The organism is Lysinibacillus sp. Ag94 (assembly GCF_023242215.1).
In the GTDB taxonomy this organism is placed as follows: Bacteria; Bacillota; Bacilli; order Bacillales_A; family Planococcaceae; genus Lysinibacillus.
In genome coordinates this window covers 3,340,687-3,360,420 of sequence record NZ_CP096780.1, presented here as the reverse complement: position 1 = coordinate 3,360,420, position 19,734 = coordinate 3,340,687, and the positions used below count along the sequence as shown (strand labels likewise).

Annotated in this window: 18 protein-coding genes and 1 other annotated feature; of the genes, 16 read left to right on the top strand and 2 right to left on the bottom strand. The window is 39.7% G+C overall.

The genetic code is table 11. From position 1 onward, the window contains the following. Positions 1-67: 67 nt before the first annotated feature. The gene (locus tag MY533_RS15565; protein WP_132356981.1) at positions 68-601 is read right to left on the bottom strand and encodes a transcription repressor NadR; all 534 of its coding nucleotides are present in this window, start codon (positions 599-601) and stop codon (positions 68-70) included. Positions 602-741: 140 nt separating this feature from the next. Here MY533_RS15565 and MY533_RS22240 point away from each other — a divergent pair, with 140 nt between their 5' ends. From MY533_RS22240 to MY533_RS15525, 8 genes are all read left to right on the top strand, one after another. Further along, the gene (locus MY533_RS22240) at positions 742-1,773 is read left to right on the top strand and encodes a LysM peptidoglycan-binding domain-containing protein (RefSeq protein ID WP_305883953.1); all 1,032 of its coding nucleotides are present in this window, start codon (positions 742-744) and stop codon (positions 1,771-1,773) included. A gap of 70 nt (positions 1,774-1,843) precedes the next feature. Next, complete coding sequence (locus MY533_RS15555) at positions 1,844-2,641, top strand: phosphotransferase (RefSeq protein WP_248716678.1); 798 nt, start codon at positions 1,844-1,846, stop codon at positions 2,639-2,641. Positions 2,642-2,756: 115 nt separating this feature from the next. Continuing rightward, positions 2,757-3,377 carry a Holliday junction branch migration protein RuvA gene (gene ruvA / locus MY533_RS15550; protein ID WP_053596159.1) on the top strand — a complete coding sequence of 207 codons (621 nt, stop codon included), beginning with the start codon at positions 2,757-2,759 and terminating at the stop codon, positions 3,375-3,377. An 18-nt stretch (positions 3,378-3,395) separates the two neighbouring features. Continuing rightward, positions 3,396-4,400 (top strand): Holliday junction branch migration DNA helicase RuvB, encoded by a 1,005-nt coding sequence (gene ruvB / locus MY533_RS15545; protein WP_132356978.1) that lies wholly within the window; start codon positions 3,396-3,398, stop codon positions 4,398-4,400. A gap of 17 nt (positions 4,401-4,417) precedes the next feature. Then, positions 4,418-5,461, top strand: a complete 1,044-nt coding sequence (gene queA / locus MY533_RS15540) for a tRNA preQ1(34) S-adenosylmethionine ribosyltransferase-isomerase QueA (protein WP_248716677.1) — start codon at positions 4,418-4,420, stop codon at positions 5,459-5,461. Between the two features lie 53 nt (positions 5,462-5,514). Then, positions 5,515-6,660, top strand: a complete 1,146-nt coding sequence (tgt, locus tag MY533_RS15535; RefSeq protein ID WP_132356976.1) for a tRNA guanosine(34) transglycosylase Tgt — start codon at positions 5,515-5,517, stop codon at positions 6,658-6,660. A gap of 167 nt (positions 6,661-6,827) precedes the next feature. Next, positions 6,828-7,088, top strand: coding sequence for a preprotein translocase subunit YajC (gene yajC, locus MY533_RS15530; RefSeq protein WP_248716676.1), 261 nt, complete (start codon positions 6,828-6,830; stop codon positions 7,086-7,088). A gap of 420 nt (positions 7,089-7,508) precedes the next feature. Beyond that, positions 7,509-8,144, top strand: a complete 636-nt coding sequence (locus MY533_RS15525) for a DUF421 domain-containing protein (protein ID WP_248716675.1) — start codon at positions 7,509-7,511, stop codon at positions 8,142-8,144. Here MY533_RS15525 and MY533_RS15520 read toward each other — a convergent pair. After that, positions 8,141-9,658, bottom strand: coding sequence for a putative polysaccharide biosynthesis protein (locus MY533_RS15520; protein ID WP_248716674.1), 1,518 nt, complete (start codon positions 9,656-9,658; stop codon positions 8,141-8,143). The two genes, MY533_RS15525 and MY533_RS15520, sit on opposite strands and share 4 nt — an antisense overlap. Positions 9,659-9,751: 93 nt before the next feature. Here MY533_RS15520 and MY533_RS15515 point away from each other — a divergent pair, with 93 nt between their 5' ends. The 8 genes from MY533_RS15515 (at position 9,752) to trpA (ending at position 19,671) form a co-directional block, all read left to right on the top strand. Beyond that, entirely contained in the window at positions 9,752-10,060 is a 309-nt protein-coding gene (locus tag MY533_RS15515; RefSeq protein ID WP_132356972.1) for a post-transcriptional regulator, read from the top strand. 345 nt (positions 10,061-10,405) lie between these two features. After that, positions 10,406-12,673, top strand: a complete 2,268-nt coding sequence (gene secDF / locus MY533_RS15510) for a protein translocase subunit SecDF (protein ID WP_248716673.1) — start codon at positions 10,406-10,408, stop codon at positions 12,671-12,673. 417 nt (positions 12,674-13,090) lie between these two features. Next, positions 13,091-13,448, top strand: a binding site (T-box leader). A gap of 433 nt (positions 13,449-13,881) precedes the next feature. Beyond that, positions 13,882-15,246 carry a chorismate-binding protein gene (locus tag MY533_RS15505; protein WP_248716672.1) on the top strand — a complete coding sequence of 455 codons (1,365 nt, stop codon included), beginning with the start codon at positions 13,882-13,884 and terminating at the stop codon, positions 15,244-15,246. Next, a complete protein-coding gene (gene trpD, locus MY533_RS15500; RefSeq protein ID WP_248716671.1) occupies positions 15,246-16,277 on the top strand; it encodes an anthranilate phosphoribosyltransferase in 1,032 nt (343 codons plus the stop codon). The genes MY533_RS15505 and trpD overlap by 1 nt, the downstream gene beginning before the upstream one ends. After that, entirely contained in the window at positions 16,274-17,065 is a 792-nt protein-coding gene (trpC, locus tag MY533_RS15495) for an indole-3-glycerol phosphate synthase TrpC (protein ID WP_248716670.1), read from the top strand. The genes trpD and trpC overlap by 4 nt, the downstream gene beginning before the upstream one ends. Beyond that, positions 17,062-17,697, top strand: a complete 636-nt coding sequence (locus MY533_RS15490; protein WP_248716669.1) for a phosphoribosylanthranilate isomerase — start codon at positions 17,062-17,064, stop codon at positions 17,695-17,697. The genes trpC and MY533_RS15490 overlap by 4 nt, the downstream gene beginning before the upstream one ends. Then, positions 17,675-18,883: a tryptophan synthase subunit beta gene (gene trpB / locus MY533_RS15485; RefSeq protein WP_248716668.1), complete on the top strand. Its 1,209-nt coding sequence runs from the start codon at positions 17,675-17,677 to the stop codon at positions 18,881-18,883. The genes MY533_RS15490 and trpB overlap by 23 nt, the downstream gene beginning before the upstream one ends. Beyond that, on the top strand, positions 18,880-19,671 hold the full coding sequence (trpA, locus tag MY533_RS15480; protein WP_248716667.1) for a tryptophan synthase subunit alpha: 792 nt from the start codon (positions 18,880-18,882) through the stop codon (positions 19,669-19,671). Before trpB ends, trpA begins: the two co-directional genes overlap by 4 nt. The last annotated feature ends 63 nt before the right edge of the window (positions 19,672-19,734 follow it).

Below are 19,734 nucleotides of genomic sequence, written 5' to 3'. Positions count from 1 at the left end.
GTAAATCATTTAATGCAATAAGCTGCTAGTCTTTGTGAAAGCTAGCAGCTAAGGAAAGTTTGTTAAATTATTGATCTACAACTAAGTAACCCTTTTTTTGTAAAGTAAGTTCAATTAAATCTAAAATGTCAACAGAAGGAGCAGAAATAACATGAAGATGTGTACCACCTGTAAGCTCGGATAAATAGCTTGCCTGTGTTTCATTGACGCGTTGAATAAATTGTTTTACCTCATGACGGTTAGAAACCATAATGGATGCGGTAATTTCCCCATAAATTGGGTGTTCAACAATAACGTTTTTTACTGTACCACCGCAATCAACTATTGTAATAAGTTCATCTTCTGCATCCTCGGCAGTGTGGAAGCAAGGAATTGTACGTTCAACAGTTTGCTGTAATTGTTCCTGATGCATATAAAGATATCCTTGGCTAGTTGCAATAATAGGTTCATTTCTAGCCTTTAATAATGTCATATCATTGACAATGACTTGTCTAGAAACATTAGCGAATTTAGCTAGGTCCGTCCCTGTTATAGGTGCTGCGCTTTTTTTTAGTTGTGCTAGGAGTTGCAGTCGGCGTTCTTCGCCTAACATTTTTTTCATAAGAGATCACCTCTGCTTGTAATAAAGGAAGCAGTTTTCCTTAAAACTAGTGTACCATGAAGCATTTCCAACTGCGTGAAATTTTTGTATCCAAATGAAACATTGAACATATGATACGAAGAGAGGAAGGGAGGAAAAAATTGCGTATTCATATTGTCCAAAAGGGAGACACGTTGTGGAAGATTGCGAAAGAGTACGGAGTTTCGTTTGAAGATTTAAAGCGGCTGAATGCCCATCTTGCTAATCCAGATTATATTGTACCGGGCATGGAAATTATCCTACCTGAAAAAATACACAAAGAACCACATAGAGAACATCATCGAGAAACGGATTGGGGAATGCATAGGGAAGGACATAGAGAAGGACATAGAGAGGGGGGACATAGGGAAGGCCAGAGAGAATCCCATAGGGAGGGGCATAAGGAGCACATGCACAAAGAGCATATGCACAAGGAGTCACCTACAAGGCATGTTAAAGAAAAAGAGGTGCAAAGACCAACGCCACCACCAATTATTGTACCACCGCCACCAATGCCAGAACCACAGATGATTCCAATTCCTTATCCAATGCCAATGCCGATGCCTCAGCCAGCGCCTGTTGAGCTTAGCTGGAATCAAAACGTTGTCATGCCAAGTGTAGAGCAAAATGTTTCTCCAATTCAAATACAACCACAGCCCGTAGCCCAACCGGAGGCACCACCACCAGCACCAATGCCGCAACCGATTTTTATCATGCCGCAAATGCCTGCAGTACCACATTGTGCAAGCTGCCATCAGCCAGTGCATCATCATATGTATTGGCCGATGCCAATGCCGATGCCAATCCCAATGGAACCGCAAGTTGAGGCGTATACAATGCCAGAGCAACCATCATGTGAAACGGGATGCGAAAAAGTTGCTGGGGCGGGAGATTTCTTAGAATCTAGTACATCTCCATTCTTCCCTATGAGCCCTGAATATCAGCAAATGCCGGAAATGGAACAGCCATGTGGTTGTCATGCTCAACCAGCCATGATGCCGACGTGGCAAATGGACCAATGTTACTGTCCACCGCCATGTCCACCACCATGCCCAATGCCATGTCCATCACATTGCCATATGCCACATTCTTCGGTAGGACCATGGATGTCACCGCATTTTTCTCCAGGCGGGATGACGCCTTATCGATGGTGAAAAAGCGTATATCATTGAAGAAGTAAAGCCTAATATTTGGAAGTATAAATATCAATCTAAAAATTATTTTGTGAAACGAGCAAAGCAGATAGAAATAGCGGAAAAGGTAAGGGTTATACATCGACGACTTGGACATTTGGAGCCCTCGCTAATCTTACCTTTAATGAAAAGTGAAGATGAGTATTTAATCGTGCAAGATTGGCAAGAAGGAAGTCATAGTGCTAATTTTGCACATCTAAAGGATCGGAAGGAATCACTAAAACTCTTAAATACATTACATGATACACATAAAAAAATTGCTTGGCAGCGAGTGCCAGGTTTGCACACCTATTCACAGCTTTTAAAATGGCAAATGCGTCATATGCGTTTTAAAAGCAGACGGAATGAATTTCGTGCATTTTTAACAAAAGAAGAAATCAATCAAATTTTACATTATAGTGAGAAATCGTTACAGCTAATCGCTCAGGAAGATGTACCCGAAAAAGAAATAACGCTTTTACATGGAGATGTCGTCCATCATAATTTTTTATGGTGCTCAGATGGGGAATTACGTTTAATTGATTTTGATTTGGCTCACCTTGGGGAAGCAGATGATGAATATATTTTATGGTTACATCGTGTATTGCCTGCCGTAGATTATGACCTTGGTAAAATATTTGCTGAGCTACCAGAGTTGAAACGATTAGATAAAAAAAAGCTACATCGTTTAAAATATCCAAATGAGCTATTACGTGAATGGCTTTTTGCAGTGGATTTACCATTAAATCAACAACTGTTATTTTTAGATTATTTAGTGCCATTTACAAAACGGGCTCTCACATATTGGCCAAAACTGTGGTACGATATTGATAAAATGATAAAGAAATGACCGTCTTTTGGCGGTCATTTTTGTTATGTGAACGACTACTTGTGTTATTTCTTATAGTCGAGCATTCGTTCGTAATATGCTATAATCGAAGACGATGATTGTGAGGGAATATAGAATGTATGATTATTTAAAAGGACAAGTAAAGCGTATAACTCCTGAGTATATCGTCCTTGAGCAACAAGGGATTGGCTGGCAGCTAAATACACCAAATCCATTTGCGTTCCGGACATCGGCTCTTGAACAACAAATTTTTGTTCACTTGCATGTACGTGAGGATGCACAAGTGTTATATGGCTTTCCAAATTTAGATCAGCGAGAACTGTTTCGTAAACTTATTTTAGTGTCAGGAATTGGACCGAAGGGTGCACTTGCTATTTTAGCTACTGGGAACCCGCAACAGGTTATCAGTGCCATTGAACGAGAAGATGAATCATTTTTAGTAAAGTTTCCTGGTGTGGGTAAGAAAACGGCACGTCAAATGATTTTAGATTTAAAAGGTAAACTTGGCGGATTGTTGGAGACTATCGAGCTACCAAGTACAGAAGATGAGCTACCGTTATTTGGTGTGAATCCATATAAACATGAGCTTGAAGAAGCTATTCTTGCCTTAATGGCACTTGGTTATTCTGAAAAAGAATTAGAAAAAATACGTCCACAGCTCGAAGAAAACGACAAGCTTGAAACAACAGATGCATTTATGAAACAAGCTTTACAATTGCTATTAAAGTTAAAATAGTGAAAGGGGGGGAAGTACATGCCTGAACGTATGATTGCTAGTGAGGCAGGTAGCTATGATGAACAGTTTGAATTATCTTTACGGCCACAAAGATTAGCACAATATATTGGTCAACATAAGGTCAAGGAGAATTTACAAATTTTCATTGAAGCAGCAAAGCTTCGTCAGGAAAGTTTAGATCATGTGCTGCTATATGGACCGCCTGGACTTGGTAAAACTACATTAGCTGCTGTTATTGCTAATGAAATGAATGTCAATGTGCGCATGACTAGCGGCCCTGCGATCGAACGTCCTGGAGATTTAGCAGCTATTTTAAGCTCACTGGAACCAGGGGACGTGCTATTTATCGATGAAATTCATCGCCTGCCTCGTGCTATAGAAGAGGTGCTTTATCCTGCGATGGAGGATTTTTGTTTAGATATTGTCGTTGGTAAAGGCCCCGAAGCGCGTTCTGTTCGACTTGATTTACCACCATTTACACTCGTCGGTGCAACAACAAGAGCTGGCGCATTATCAGCACCTTTAAGAGATCGCTTTGGCGTGTTGTTGAGGTTAGAGTATTATGATAATACGTCACTTGCAGAAATTGTTGTACGTAGTGCGCATTTATTTGATGTTGAGATTGAGCAAGTAGCAGCACTTGAAATGGCGACACGCTCACGTGGTACACCCCGTATTGCTAACCGTTTGCTAAAACGAGTGCGAGATTATGCACAGGTGCTCGGAGATGGTATGATAACGGAGGGACTTGCTAAGCAAGCGCTCGAGCTATTACAAGTCGATCCTAGAGGGCTTGACCATATTGATCATAAACTTGTGACCAATATGATTGAGCGCTTCCGTGGTGGCCCTGTAGGCTTAGATACGCTGGCAGCATCTATAGGCGAGGAACGAGTAACGATAGAAGATGTGTATGAGCCATATTTGATGCAAATTGGCTTTATACAGCGTACGCCACGTGGACGTGTGGCAACACATTCAGCCTACGAACATTTTGGATATGAATATCCCCAACAAACCTAGAAGAAGGAAGTATTTTCATGCGTGTAGAAGATTTTGATTTTGAATTGCCAGAAGAGCTTATTGCACAAACACCACTTTTGGACCGTACAGCTAGTCGTTTAATGGTAGTGACGCCAGGCTCGAAAAATGTAGAGCATCATCATTTTGCTCATATTTTAGATGAACTACAAGCAGGAGACTGCCTTGTGTTAAATGATACAAGGGTCTTACCAGCGCGTTTAATGGGTGTTAAAGAGGAAACGGGTGCTCATATAGAAGTACTGCTATTAAAGCAAATGGCAGGTACGGATGAATGGGAAACACTTGTTAAACCAGCCAAACGTGTAAAAGTCGGCACAGTTGTAACATTTGGAGATGGCTTACTGACAGCTACTTGTACAGGAGAGCTTGAGCATGGTGGGCGTACATTTGAGTTTAAATATAATGGGATTTTTTATGAGATTTTAGAGCAACTTGGTGAGATGCCACTACCTCCATATATTCGTGAAAAATTAGAGGACAAGGATCGTTACCAAACCGTTTATGCAAAAGAGCGTGGCTCAGCTGCAGCACCAACTGCAGGCTTGCATTTTACAGAAGAATTATTAGAGCAAGTAAAAGCAAAAGGGGTCGAAGTTGTATTTATCACTTTACATGTGGGACTTGGAACTTTCCGTCCTGTAAGCGTAGATTCAATTGAAAATCACGAAATGCATGCTGAATTTTATAGTGTAACGGAAGAAACCGCATCTATCATAAATCGAGTAAAAAGTAATGGTGGAAAAGTGATTGCTGTTGGTACTACCTCTACGCGTACACTAGAAACTATCGGCTCTAAATATAAAGGCGAAGTGCGAGCAGAACAAGGTTGGACGTCTATTTTCATTTATCCGGGATATGAATTTACTATTGTAGATGGTCTCATCACAAACTTCCATTTACCAAAGTCTACCCTTGTAATGCTTGTTAGTACGCTTGCAACAAGAGAAACCATTTTAAGTGCATATCATCAAGCTGTAGAAGAAAAGTATCGTTTCTTTAGCTTTGGTGATGCTATGTTTATTCGTCCAAAGGGAGAATAAAGAAAAAATCGGAGTACTGTTTTTACTTTAGATAAGAGAGGAATTTTTATAATATGACACAACCAGCAATTCGTTATGAGCTACTTCATACTTGTAAGCAAACAGGAGCACGCCTTGGCATCGTGCATACACCACATGGCTCTTTTGAAACGCCAGCTTTTATGCCTGTTGGTACACAAGCAACTGTTAAAACAATGTCACCTGAGGAATTAAAGGACATGAATGCAGGTATTATTCTGTCAAATACGTATCATTTATGGCTACGACCAGGTAATGATATTGTTAAAGAAGCGGGTGGCTTGCATAAATTTATGAACTGGGATCGCCCGATTTTAACAGATTCAGGTGGTTTCCAAGTGTTCTCACTTAGTCAATTCCGTAAAATCGAAGAAGAAGGAGTTCATTTCCGCAATCATTTGAATGGGGACAAATTGTTTTTAAGCCCAGAAAAGGCGATGGAAATTCAAAATGATTTAGGCTCAGATATTATGATGGCTTTTGATGAATGTCCGCCTTACCCTGCGACATATGACTATATGCTGCAATCAGTAGACCGTACAACTCGTTGGGCTAAACGTTGTAAAGAGGCACATAAACGTCCAGAAGACCAAGGGCTATTCGGAATTATTCAAGGGGGAGAATTCGAGGAGTTACGTCGTCGTTCTGCGGAAGCATTAGTAGAGCTAGATTTCCCAGGTTATGCAATTGGGGGGCTATCTGTTGGTGAGCCTAAGGATGTTATGAACCGAGTATTAGAGTTTACAACACCATTAATGCCAACGAATAAACCACGTTATTTAATGGGTGTCGGATCACCTGACTCATTAATCGATGGTGCTATTCGTGGTATTGATATGTTTGACTGTGTATTACCAACACGTATTGCCCGTAATGGCACATTAATGACATCTGAAGGTCGTTTAGTTGTTAAAAATGCAAAATATGCACGTGATTTCGGACCAATCGATCCTAACTGCGATTGCTATACATGTAAAAACTATTCACGCGCATATATTCGTCATCTAATCCGTACAGAAGAAACGTTTGGTATCCGTTTAACGACTTATCATAACTTACACTTCCTGTTGAAGCTAATGGAACAAGTACGTGAGGCAATACGTGAGGACCGTCTGGGTGATTTCCGAGAAGAATTTTTCGAGAAATACGGCTTTAATGGACCAAACGCGAAGAACTTCTAATATTAGTAAAAAGACATGTAAATTTGTGTGAAATGTGAATAATTCTAGCAAAAAAATGTCTATCTTAGAAAAAATATTAGTAATGTAGAAAAATTTTGGGCTTGTCCGTCGCTTTTTTATGGTGGAATAGTCTATACTAAATAAGAATTGGAAAGGGGGCAAGAATCATGGAACAATATTCTGGCTTAATCATGATTTTAATCATGTTCGTTGCAATGTGGTTTATTTTAATCCGCCCTGCTAAAAAGAGACAGCAGGAAACACAAAATATGCAGAGTAATTTGCAACGTGGAGATAAAGTTATTACAATCGGTGGCTTACATGGTGAGATTGACTCAATTGAGGACACAACTATAACATTAAAAATCGCAGACAATGTGCGCGTAAAATTTGATCGTCAGGCAATCGGACGTATTGTAAATAACTAATATGTATCTTCATTCAGTAGAAATGTCCGCATCTTAAAATGAGATGAATACGGTAGAGATTTCTTTGCCGTGGGCAAACCAAAACCTACTGAAATAAAGAAACTCAGTCTAAGAACGTCACGTCTTGTGGCAAGTTATTTGTGCGACAGCGACAGAACACCGACTGAGTAACCAACATCACGTTGGTCTAAAGCCTATGGTGGATGTCACGGATTTTCAAAGGAATGTATTGTGCCTGCACAATTCAAAATTCAGGCCAATTACGCCAAGGCGAAATTAATCTTAAAGGCGTTGTCCAAAAAGTGGACAACGCCTTACACTATATGTAAAGCTTTGTCAAAATGCAGAATTCATTTTTGACAAGGCTTTTTTGTATAAAAAGTAACGTATACGGTCACCTTATAAATTGGGGGTGACTGCATGGAAGAATATTTTACGATTATTTTTAGAACATGCTTTTTATATGTGTTTATCCTAGTAATTTTTCGTTTAATGGGTAAACGTGAGGTCGGCGAATTGTCTGTAATAGATTTAGTCGTATCCATTTTAATGGCTGAGGTTGCTGCATTTGCACTTGATGATTTCGAAAGTCCTTTATTTAAAGTAATTTTACCCATCATCATATTGTTTTTCATTCAAATAATAACGGCATATATTTCACTCAAAAATAAAAGATTCCGTGACCTAGTTGATGGTGATCCAGTATTGCTTATAAGGGATGGTGTCATTTTAGAAAGTGAAATGCGCAAGCAACGCTATAATTTAGATGATTTGTGTCAACAATTACGCGAAAACGGAAATGCTTCCGTTACAGATATTGCTTATGCCTATCTAGAGCCCTCCGGCAATTTGTCCGTATACCAAAAAGATGAAAAGGCATTTGTTTACCCACTTATTATCGACGGTGATATTCAGGATAGGCATTTAAAGGTCTTGCATAAAGATACTGATTGGTTAATGGCAGAGCTTGCTAAAAATAATATTACAGATAGTAACACTGTATTTTTTTGTGTTTGGGAGGAAGATCGGCTTCATATCCAGCTGAAAGAATCTTAAACTTTCTTGGCCAGCTTACGAAGGTAGCGCAAATCAGTTATGCGCAACTGATTGGTAAATAGTAAGAAAGTAAATAGTAAAAATAAGGTTACACAGCTACTTAAAATAAAGGGCAGTGGCATTATTTGCATCAGGAAATACTGAGTAACACAAACAGCAATAAAGCAGCTATATGGCACTACAAACATTCTAAAGCCAGCACGCAAATTTTTGCGCTGTCTTACTGTTGCGATATGCAAGAATGAAGTTAATAAAACGCCAAAGCCAATTGCTACAACGGCACCTTTTTCTTGTATTCCAGGCTGAGAAGCAAGTACGAACATAACAAAAAGTTTACCAAGACCTCCATAAATGGAGTTCATCATTGCTGCACGAGCCTCACCGATTGCTTGTAAAATAGAATTCAATGGACTCTGTATATAATAAAAATAAAAAATGGGGGCCAATATTTTCACATACCCACGATTTTCTTGTAAGTGAAAGAGCTTCATAGCTAAGTCGTCTCCATGAACGAAAAAGTACGTTGCAGCCACACAGCCCACTAAGGATGATAGTCGTAATGATACAGAAATGCGTTCCTGTAGAAGCGGTATATGTTGGCGTGCAACGGCATCACTAACAGCCGGTATAAGGACAATCGAAAGTGCAGCAGATACAAAGGCTGGGAATAATAATAGTGGGACTAGTACACCCGAAATAACCCCATATAAAATGGTTGCTGCGGAGGCCGTCAATCCAGCCATTGTTAAGGCCTTTAAAAAAATGATTGGCTCTAAAAACCAAGTAAAAGATCCAAATAGCCTGCTTCCTGCAGAAGGAAGGGCAATCCGTAACATCGGGGAGGCAGGATAAGCCTCGATTTTGTTTTTCCGTGTCAATAATCTTTTCTTTGAGACAATATAATGCATCCACAAATACAAGAAAGCAACAACTTCAGCTAGAAGCGTAATACCCATAGCAGTGGCGGCTGTAACGGCAGCGTTATCATAGGCAGCGACAAACGGCAGTGTAAATGTGATGAAGCTAATGCGAATAATTTGTTCAATCATTTGAGCCCAAGCTGTTGGTGTAATTTTCGCAATACCCTGTAAATAAGCGCGCAATAATCCAGAACCAACTGACACTGGTACAGCAAAGAGTGCAATCCAAAGCGTGAATGTTGTTTGTTCATTATGTAAAAGAGTAGTCGATATATATGGTATAGTAAGTGCAACAATCGGCATAAAGATGATCATTCCAATAAATGACCAAAGTGTAGCCGTACGCATAACACCATAGATGCCTTCGCGTTTGTTTTTTGCTAGTAACTCTGCTACAATTTTTGCCACAGCGATAGGTAGTCCAAGTTGAATGAGTGAGATGAAGAAAATGAACGCCGGATAGACGGTCATATAAATGCCGACTGCCTCTTCACCAGCGATACGCATAAACTGCATTCTATAAAAGAAGCCAAAGAGTTTCGATAAAAAAATTACGAACATTAAAAATAGTGTACCCCGTACAAAAGAACTCATGCCATCCGTCCCTTCTCAAGCCACAAAAATTCATTTACACTATTTGTATGCAGACATGTCTTACGATACAACTTTGATTGGAGATGATTCAAAATGAGTATGCAGTATGAGCAACTATTTGAAAAAATTCGTCCTGCAATTGATAGTAAGATGGAAGAGTTTAAACATTATCAATACGATGCGATTACAGCAGAAGAGCTATGGCGTTTCTGTATAGAAAAAAAATGGCGCAAAAAAAATATTGAACAATTACGTATACATGAAATTATCTCCACTATTTTTTCAGTATCACCATCCGATATCGTATCATTTAATCAAGTAGAATTTTTACAAAGTAATGATTGGTTTACAGAATTAAATACGGAAGAGTTAAAAATGCTACTTGGTCCGGTTAAAACTTAAGAAGAAAGTGTGAAATTTGTCAAATAATAAAAGAATACTAAAAGTGTTGAATTGACACCAAGCGCAACGTGTTTCATAATGAGTGTGTTGCGCTTTTTTTATTTGTATAAGTATATTTATTCAAAAACCTCCTAATAATTCTTTTGTAAATTTGGAGGATTACACCTATACAAATACAGGGATAAATTTGCGCGTTATGAACGATTGAAATAAGTAGAGCAACCTTTGAAGCACAGGCAACATTATTCTAAAGGAAAAGGAGGAATAAACGTTTCAAAAGGACTTGCTATTATACTTGTTTGTAGTGTAAGGACTTGCCTTACACAATTCGAGGAGGATTTATAAATGAAACTAAAAAGTCGTATAGTTGCATTCGTACTACTAATGGTTATTTTTACAGCAACCATCGGTACGACTGTAGGCGGCGTCTTAAAGGACATTAAGCTAGGTCTTGACTTACAGGGCGGGTTTGAGGTTCTTTATGAGGTGAAAGAATTACACAAGGGAGAAGAAATTACACAGGGTGTTTTGTCGGCAACAGCAACAGCGCTTAGCCAACGTATAAATGCTATCGGAGTAAGTGAACCGAGCATTCAGGTTGAAGACAAAAATCGAATTCGTGTGCAATTAGCGGGTGTTGAAGACCAAGAATCAGCACGTAAATTATTGTCTACAACTGCAAATTTAACATTCCGTGATGTCGATGACAATATATTGCTGGATGGTAATGACTTAAAGCCAGGTGGCGCTAAGGATTCTTTTGACCAGCAAAATCGTCCAATTGTTTCCCTAACATTAAAAGATGCGAAGAAATTTGCTGATGTAACTAGTAAAATTGCTGCTAAACCAGCAGGTCAAAATTTACTCGTTGTATGGTTAGACTTTGAAGAAGGTGTTGATTCGTATAAAGCTGAATCACAAAAAGCGAAGCCTCGCTATGCATCTGCAGCAACAGTTACTCAAACATTAAATACAACAGATGTAATGATTAGCGGGAATTTCACAGTTGAAGAAACAAAAAATCTAGCGGGTATTTTAGATGCTGGAGCACTACCAGTAAAGCTTAATGAAATTTATTCTACTTCAGTAGGTGCACAATTTGGTGACCAAGCACTGAAAAGTACAATTTTCGCAGGTGTTGTGGGCGTAGTAATAATTTTCTTATTTATGCTATTCTACTATCGTTTACCTGGCTTTATATCCATTATTACACTTGCGATTTTCACATTCCTAGTACTAGTTGTATTCGATTGGATTAATGCCGTGTTAACACTTCCAGGTATTGCAGCTATCGTGCTCGGTATAGGGATGGCAGTTGATGCGAATATTTTAGCAGCGGAGCGTATTCGTGAAGAACTACGAGTAGGTTATTCAGTTAAACAAGCGTTCCAAATTGGCTCGAAGCAATCTTTATCAGCAATTGTTGATGCACAGCTAACTACATTATTAGCAGCTGCTGTATTATTCCAATTCGGGACAAGCTCTGTAAAAGGGTTTGCAACAACTTTAATTATTAGTATTTTACTAAGCTTCTTAACTGCTGTTTGGGGCTCTCGTGTACTATTAGGTTTACTAGTCAACAGTGGCTATTTCAACAATCCAGCGTGGTTTGGTATTGCCAAATCTAAACAGCATAGCTTAGATGAAAATATCGGAACATTAGATTTATCAACGAAATTTGATCGTTTTGACTTTGTACACAACCGTAAGAAATTCTATACATTCTCATTAGCTATTCTTGTAGCCGGTTTAGTGGTTCTTGGTATATTCCGTCTAAACCTTGGTATTGACTTCCAAAGTGGTACTCGTGTGCAAATTGAAACGGATCAAACTTTAACTAAAGAAGAAGTATCTAAATACTTAGATAGCATCGGCTTCCCATCTGAAGATATCGTTTTGGCAGGTGAAAAGAACAACTCTGCGGTTATCCGTTATAAAGATGATCTATCGCAAGCAGAAATTTTAAAATTCAAAAAAGAAGCGAGCGAAAAATATGGTCATGAACCTGGCGTAAGTACAGTATCACCAACTGTCGGTAAAGAGCTTGTGAAAAATGCTATTAAAGGATTATCATTTGCAGCTATCGGTATCATTATCTACGTAGCGATTCGTTTCGAATGGCGCATGGGTGTTGGAGCAATTGTCTCGTTACTACATGACGTATTCTTAATAGTTGCTGTATTTAGCTTTATGCGCTTAGAAGTCGATATTACGTTTATTGCAGCTGTACTGACAATTGTCGGTTATTCGATTAACGATACGATCGTAACGTTTGACCGGATGCGTGAAAACTTAGATCGATATGATACGATTAAAGACCGTGAAGTGTTAGCGGATATCGTTAACAAATCATTACGTCAAACGATGGGTCGATCTGTTAACACAGTGTTAACGGTTATTATCGTTACCGTGGCACTTCTTATTTTAGGTGCACCGTCGATTCAAAACTTCTCAATCGCGTTATTGATTGGTTTAATCACAGGTATGTATTCTTCCATTTGTATTGCTGCACAAATCTGGTATTCACTTAAAGTTCGTGAAATGAAAAAATCAGATGGGCAAATACACAAAAAAGAGAAAAAACAATGGGGTACTGACGAACCTACTGTTTAGCATAAGTCTGTAAACAGGGAAAGGAAACATTTCTTTCCCTGTTTTCTTATAAAAAGAATCTGTTACTTTCTTAGAAAGCAGCAGATTCTTTTTAAATTTTGCCCCTTAATTCCGTAGCATCCGCCGGAGACTTATAGCCAATAGATGTTTTTTACGCGAAGGCGGTAGATATTTTGCTTTCGCTACGAATTTATTAACTTGAATGAAGTTAAAGGTATGAATTCACTATAATTTGAAGTAGGTTCTTATTTTATAAATTCAAAAGTTCTTTCAACATTTCCTTTTTCTCTGAATTGATTGACAATTTTTGAAGTTTAGCATAAAATAAGGCTAACTTTTTTGTTCGATACAAGGTAGTTGGTCTCGGGAGCGAGGTCAGCCTTAGAACAGATGAGCTGAGTTTAGATGAGAATAGCTGAGAAATTGTTGAATAAGAGTAGTAGCATAAGTGGGCAATTTAGAGAGTCAGTGGATGGTGCGAACTGATTTGTAGCTTATGTGAATGGACTTATGAGAGTCGCTAATGATCTTCATCCAGTAGGTTTACAAACACCTACTGAATGAAATGAATGTCCCTGGATGTTATTACGCCAAGGCGAAATTGATGATAGCGAACGGATTCCCCACGTTATAGGGGGTGCTTCGACTTAGACAAATCTTTTTGCCATTAAAGAAAAAGGTATGTCAATTTTATTGACGAACTAAGGTTGAGCACATAAGGGAGAGCAAATATGCTCTAATATGAGGTGGCAACGCGGTCTTGATCGTCCTCTGCAATTAGGAAAAATCCTTTTTGCAGAGGACTTTTTTTGTTGTTTTTAATTACAGGGGGATGAATGCTTCGCTTTCGTGCAAAAAACATCATCCCCCAAGGGAACAGAAATCAACACTACACTTTGTGATTTCTAATAAATTTTTGTCCATTATCAGAAATTAGGGGTGACATTTTGTTAAAACGTACACCATGCAAATAGTTGATTGGAGTGGAGGCTGGGCGACTCCTTGGGGATCAGCGTCACAGATGAGACCCTGGAGCGAGCATCGCGAGTGAAGCGGCTCATCGGACGCCCCCAGGAAAGCGCCCAGCCGGAACGGAAAGCAACCTTACGCTATGTTGATGCCCCTTTTATTCAACAAATACCGATTCAGCTGCTAAACATTTGTAAGTCCAATGGTAGTGGATTTTTAAGAAAAGGAGCTTGGTCACTATGCTATCTACGAGTTCAAGAACAATAATGAAAACCATTAATGGTGATTCTTTAACACCGATTTTAATTTTTAGACGCCTACAAGGGAAGTATAAATTTCTGCTTGAGAGTTCAGCACAGCATGAAGGAGCAGGTCGTTTTTCTTTTATTGGCGCTAATCCAAGAAAAACGTATAAAGGCTTTGGAGACGAAGTTCAGGAATATTCACATAAGACCGGAAACACCTATACACATAAGGGCGACATGTTTGTATTATTGAAAAGATTAATGCCACGCATTTCCAATACGATACAATTCCCATTCTCAGGCGGAGCGGTTGGCTATGTTGGTCGTGATGCCATAACAACATTATCGACTGATCAGGATAAAGTGCAACTACCAGATGTGCATTTCCATGTGTATGAGACGATCATTGTGTTTGATCATGTAACAGATGAGGTTACTTTAATTTATACGAATATTGATGCAGAAAAAAAAGAACCTAATTTAGAAGAGTTGGCAGAGCAGCTTTTAAAAGGTAGAGAGGATGAGGATAAAAGTTGTAGTTATGAAACTTTTGAATCGTCTACGAATGAACAATTTACAACAACTCTAACATCTATCAAGGCTACATTAGATGAAAATATGACAAGGGTCGTCCTATCAAAGCGTTTGTTAGCAAATTTACAAGGAGATGCTTTCGCTTTATATCGTCAATTCCGTAAAAAACAACCTGCCCCGTATATGTATTATGTAGAGTTTGAGGATCATGTTGTTTTAGGAACATCTCCTGAAAGCTTAATTCGTGTAAAAGGTGAGCGTGTGATGGCGATACCAACAGAGGGGACATTTCCTAGAGGTTCCACAAAAGGTGAAGATTTAGAACTTGAACGAAAGCTCTATGAAAACACAAATATAAGGAAGTCACATGCTGTACTTGTTTCAGCGGTGCAACAAGAATTACAGTCTGTGTGCTTCCGAGATTCCATTCAAATCATAGAGGCGATGAGAATTGAGCGTTCAAAGCATGCGTTACACATGACATCGAGAGTTGAAGGACAAATATTACCGATGCTTCATGCACTTGATGTATTAGCTGCGACATTACCATCCTTTGCATCAACAGTTATTCCAAAGGATCAGGCAAAGGACTATTTAGAAAAATCTAGTCGAACTTTAAGAGGAGCACTTGGATTTATTGGTTTTAACGGTCATCTTGATTTTGCTTTAACAGGGAAATCCATTGTTATAGAAAATGAAACGATGCATATGCAAACAACTGTAACGGTGACCAAATACACAAATGTCGATGAAAGTTTAACACAAATAGAAGAGGACGAGCAGGAATTTTTGCAGCTACTTGAAAAAGAAGGAGGCTCACATTAATGGAAGATATTCGTCAAAAAGTACAACGACGAGAGCATTTAATGTATGAGGAAATGCTACAGGCAGCAACATGGATGTTCCAAAATGACACACCGAAGGAAGAAATCGCAAGCTTTTTAACGGCATTATCTGTCAAAGGTGAAACAGCACATGAAGTAGCGGCATTAGCTACCATTATGCGTTCGTTTGCACTAGACGTACCAGCAAAAGCAGGTATCTATATGGATAATTGTGGCACTGGTGGTGATGGTCTTAATACATTTAATATAAGTACGGCTTGCGCCTTTGTGTTAGCAGGGGCAGGTGTCAAAATGGCGAAGCACGGTAATCGTAAAATTTCTTCGGCATCAGGAAGCGCTGATGTTTTGGAAGCACTCGGTATTCATACGAATATTTCCATTGAGCAAACTGTTGAGCTATTAGAGAAAGAAGGAATTGCCTTTTTATATGCGCCAAATGTCCATCCAAAATTAAAGCGAATTGGTGAGGTACGTCGCGCACTAGGCAAGCCAACTATATTTAATCTTGTCGGTCCACTTACGAATCCAGTGCCTTTATCGACGCAATTTACCGGCATTAACCGTCCGAATTTTGTCATGGAGTATGCTTCCGTATTACAAATGCTCGGGCGTAAACGTGCAATGGTCGTTTCTGGGCCACTAGGTTTAGACGAGGCGTCATTAGCTGGCCAAAATACTTTTGTCTTAGTAGATAAAGGAGACTTGATTCCTTTTTCTTTAACTCCAGAGGATGCGGGTCTTAGCTATGCACCAATAGAGGCCATTCGAGGAGGCAATGCGGATGAAAATGCAGCAATTATGCGTCAATTATTAGCTGGTGAACAAAGTGCTTACTTTGACACAGTTTTATTGAATGCCGGTATTGGTTTGTTCAGCTATGGAATTGCTGAAACCGTTAAAGAAGGTGTAGAAATGGCGAAGGATAGTATTTTCAGCGGGCGTGCCCTTCAAAAATTAGAGGCAGTCGTTGCTTATAGTGAGCATATTAACAGAGTGGAGGTCCAACAATGAATATCTTAAATAAAATTCTTGAACAAAAAAGGATAGAAGTTAGTGCTTTACTTGAACAGCCCGATCCGTTAGCTAATTTTACAGAAAAGCTACGACCATCTTTATTTGAACGATTGAGAAAGGCTGAGACATTACAGGTTATTTCTGAAATGAAGCGCGCCTCCCCCTCAAAGGGGCTAATCGCACAAGGGGCAGATCCAGTGGCGCAGGCAAAAACTTATGTAGAAGCTGGAGCAGCGGCCATTTCTGTTTTAACAGATAAAAAGTTTTTTAAAGGCTCCTTTGATGATTTAGCCGCAGTTGCAAATGCTGTTCAAACACCACTTCTTTGTAAGGACTTTATGATTGAGCGTGTTCAAATTCGATTTGCAAAGGCAGCAGGTGCATCTATTATTCTACTAATTGTAGCCGCGTTAACAGATGAGGCATTACGCGATTTATATAGCTATGCAATAAGCTTAAATCTAGAGGTATTAGTGGAGGTGCATGATTTAGAGGAACTTGAACGTGCTATTGCAATTGGTGCCAAGCTGATTGGCGTCAATAATCGAGATTTACGTACGTTTGAAGTGAACTTAGAGCGAACACGTGAAATTTCTAAAGCTTTTCCGTTCGGAGAAGAGAAAGTTTTAATAAGTGAAAGTGGGATTTGGACGCAAGAAGACGCTAAAGCGGTGGCGGCTATGGGAGCTAGTGGCGTTCTTGTAGGTGAGTCATTAATGCGCAGTGGTAATCCAGGTATTACGCTAAAAAGTTTACAGGTCAATAAGGTAGGTGCATCTGTATGACGAAGGTGAAAATTTGTGGACTGAAGGAACAACAGCATGTGCAGGCAGCAATAGGGGTAGGAGCAGATGCCATTGGTTTTGTCTTTGCGCCAAGTAAACGACGAGTGACGGTTGAACAGGCACAGCAACTAGCAAAACATGTACCGGAGGGCGTTTTGAAAATCGGCGTTTTTGTCAATCCAAGCATAGAGGAGTTACGCACAGCGGTAGAAAGTGTGCCATTAGATTATGTGCAGTACCACGGAGAAGAATCTCCGGAGTTTATTCGTCAGCAAGGTTACCCGGCTATTAAAGCTTTGTCTGTAAGAGGTGTTAATGATGTTCAGGCTGCTGCTAAATATGATGCAGACTATTACTTATTTGATGCACCAGGGACAGATTTTAAAGGTGGTAGTGGTCACACGTTTGATTGGACCTTTTTAGAGACGGTAGGGATTCCGCGAGAAAAGCTAATTTTAGCAGGTGGTTTGCAAGCTGAAAATATAGAAGAAGCCGTATCACTTGTGTCGCCATTTATGGTAGATGTATCGAGTGGTGTAGAGACAGACGGTGTAAAAGACATAGCCAAAATAAATGCATTTTTACAGGCAGTGAGAAAGGGAGAGCATAATGGTGAATTCAATTGCAAATAGTGTACCGACGGAAGGGCGTTATGGAAAATTTGGTGGACAATTTGTTCCCGAAACATTAATGACCGCTTTGTTGGAATTAGAGACAGCCTATGATGAGGCAATGAATGATCAAACTTTTACTGAGGAATTGGCCTATTATTTACAACAATACGTTGGTCGTGAGACGCCATTGTATTACGCTGAAAATTTAACAAAAGAGCTAGGCGGCGCGAAGGTTTATTTAAAGCGTGAAGATTTAAATCATACTGGAGCCCATAAGATTAATAATGCGATTGGTCAAGCGCTTCTTGCTAAACGAATGGGTAAAAGGAAAATAGTGGCGGAAACAGGTGCAGGACAGCATGGAGTGGCTACGGCAACTGCATGTGCATTATTGAATCTTGAATGTGTTGTATTTATGGGTGCCGAGGATATAAAACGCCAACAGTTGAATGTGTTTCGCATGGAGTTGCTCGGTACAAAAGTAGAGTCTGTAGAAACAGGTTCAAAAACATTAAAGGATGCTGTCAATGCTGCGTTGCGCTACTGGGTGACAAATGTTGAAGATACTCATTATATTTTAGGATCAGCTTTAGGACCGCATCCATTCCCGAAAATCGTGAGGGATTTCCAGCGTGTAATTGGTGTTGAAACTAGGGAGCAGATTTTAGCTAAAGAAGGATGTTTACCAGATGCAGTTGTTGCTTGTATCGGTGGTGGTAGTAATGCAATCGGTATGTTCCATCCTTTTGTCGACGATGAAACTGTTGCGCTATACGGGGTAGAGGCTGCAGGTAGTGGTATTGAGACAGGAAAGCATGCAGCAGCAATTACCGGTGGACAGCTAGGCGTTTTACACGGTGCATACATGTATTTATTACAAGATGAAAATGGCTTCGTACAAGAAGCACATTCTATTTCAGCTGGTCTAGATTATCCAGGGAAGGGCCCAGAGCATTGCTATTTACATGATATTGGGCGCGTTAAATTTGATGCGATTACAGACAATGAAGCACTTGATGGTTTGCAGTTACTGTGTAGAACAGAAAGTATACTACCTGCACTAGAAAGCTCTCATGCCATTGCCTATACAGCAAAACTTGCGAAGACAATGTCTACAGATGACATAATAGTTGTGTGCTTATCTGGCCGAGGAGATAAGGATGTTCATACTGTCCGTAAAGTATTAGGAGGAGATATGTTATGACAACATTACAGCAGGTAATTGAAGAAGCGAAAATCGCTGGGAATAAAGCATTTATACCATATATTATGGCCGGTGATGGAGGGCTAGAAACTTTGAAGCCTACGATTTTGAAGCTACAGCAAATGGCTGTAACGGCCATTGAAGTTGGTATACCGTTCACGGATCCTGTAGCGGATGGACCTACGATAGAGCAAGCAGGTGAACGGGCTTTAGCACAAGGTGTGACATTACGTAAAGTGCTAGAAGTATTAGCTTCATTTCAAAAAGAAATTCAAGTTCCGTTAGTTGTTATGACTTATTTTAATCCTGTTTTAGCTTTTGGGTTAGAGGCTTTTGCGAAGGCTTGTGTAGCTGGGGGCGTTAAAGGATTAATAGTTCCAGATGTACCGCTTGAAGAAAGTGCCGTTTTATGTGATACATTAAATCCTCATGGTATCGACATCGTTCAACTTGTATCGTTAACAAGTCCTCCAGAGCGAATTGCACGTATCGCGGCTGCCAGTCAAGGCTTTGTCTATGCTGTGACAGTCAATGGAATCACAGGGGCTCGTACAACCTTTGCGAATGATTTACATGATCATTTTGCTCGCTTACGTGAAGCCAGTCAAATACCAGTACTAGCTGGCTTTGGAATATCAACGCCAGAGCAAGTGGTAAATATGGGGTCACTTAGTGATGGTGTAATCGTTGGCAGTGCGATCGTGACAGCATTGCATGAAGGTAATTTGGAGAAAATTGAAGCGTTAGTGTCTGCTTCAAAAGATGTGATTCACAAGTCTACTCTTTAATGGAGTAGGCTTTTTTCTGTTGAGACTGATTCCAAGGCTTTGACGGTTCTATTTGTCGCTCTG

Coding starts and splice junctions, on each gene's coding strand:
- ruvA (WP_053596159.1), top strand. CDS start 2,757: ATGTATGATTATTTAAAAGGACAAGTAAAGCGTATAACTCCTGAGTAT.
- trpC (WP_248716670.1), top strand. CDS start 16,274: ATGAATATCTTAAATAAAATTCTTGAACAAAAAAGGATAGAAGTTAGT.
- trpA (WP_248716667.1), top strand. CDS start 18,880: ATGACAACATTACAGCAGGTAATTGAAGAAGCGAAAATCGCTGGGAAT.
- MY533_RS15490 (WP_248716669.1), top strand. CDS start 17,062: ATGACGAAGGTGAAAATTTGTGGACTGAAGGAACAACAGCATGTGCAG.
- MY533_RS15505 (WP_248716672.1), top strand. CDS start 13,882: ATGCTATCTACGAGTTCAAGAACAATAATGAAAACCATTAATGGTGAT.
- MY533_RS15565 (WP_132356981.1), bottom strand. CDS start 601: ATGAAAAAAATGTTAGGCGAAGAACGCCGACTGCAACTCCTAGCACAA.
- trpD (WP_248716671.1), top strand. CDS start 15,246: ATGGAAGATATTCGTCAAAAAGTACAACGACGAGAGCATTTAATGTAT.
- MY533_RS15525 (WP_248716675.1), top strand. CDS start 7,509: ATGGAAGAATATTTTACGATTATTTTTAGAACATGCTTTTTATATGTG.
- trpB (WP_248716668.1), top strand. CDS start 17,675: ATGGTGAATTCAATTGCAAATAGTGTACCGACGGAAGGGCGTTATGGA.
- yajC (WP_248716676.1), top strand. CDS start 6,828: ATGGAACAATATTCTGGCTTAATCATGATTTTAATCATGTTCGTTGCA.
- tgt (WP_132356976.1), top strand. CDS start 5,515: ATGACACAACCAGCAATTCGTTATGAGCTACTTCATACTTGTAAGCAA.
- secDF (WP_248716673.1), top strand. CDS start 10,406: ATGAAACTAAAAAGTCGTATAGTTGCATTCGTACTACTAATGGTTATT.
- MY533_RS15520 (WP_248716674.1), bottom strand. CDS start 9,658: ATGAGTTCTTTTGTACGGGGTACACTATTTTTAATGTTCGTAATTTTT.
- ruvB (WP_132356978.1), top strand. CDS start 3,396: ATGCCTGAACGTATGATTGCTAGTGAGGCAGGTAGCTATGATGAACAG.
- MY533_RS15515 (WP_132356972.1), top strand. CDS start 9,752: ATGAGTATGCAGTATGAGCAACTATTTGAAAAAATTCGTCCTGCAATT.
- queA (WP_248716677.1), top strand. CDS start 4,418: ATGCGTGTAGAAGATTTTGATTTTGAATTGCCAGAAGAGCTTATTGCA.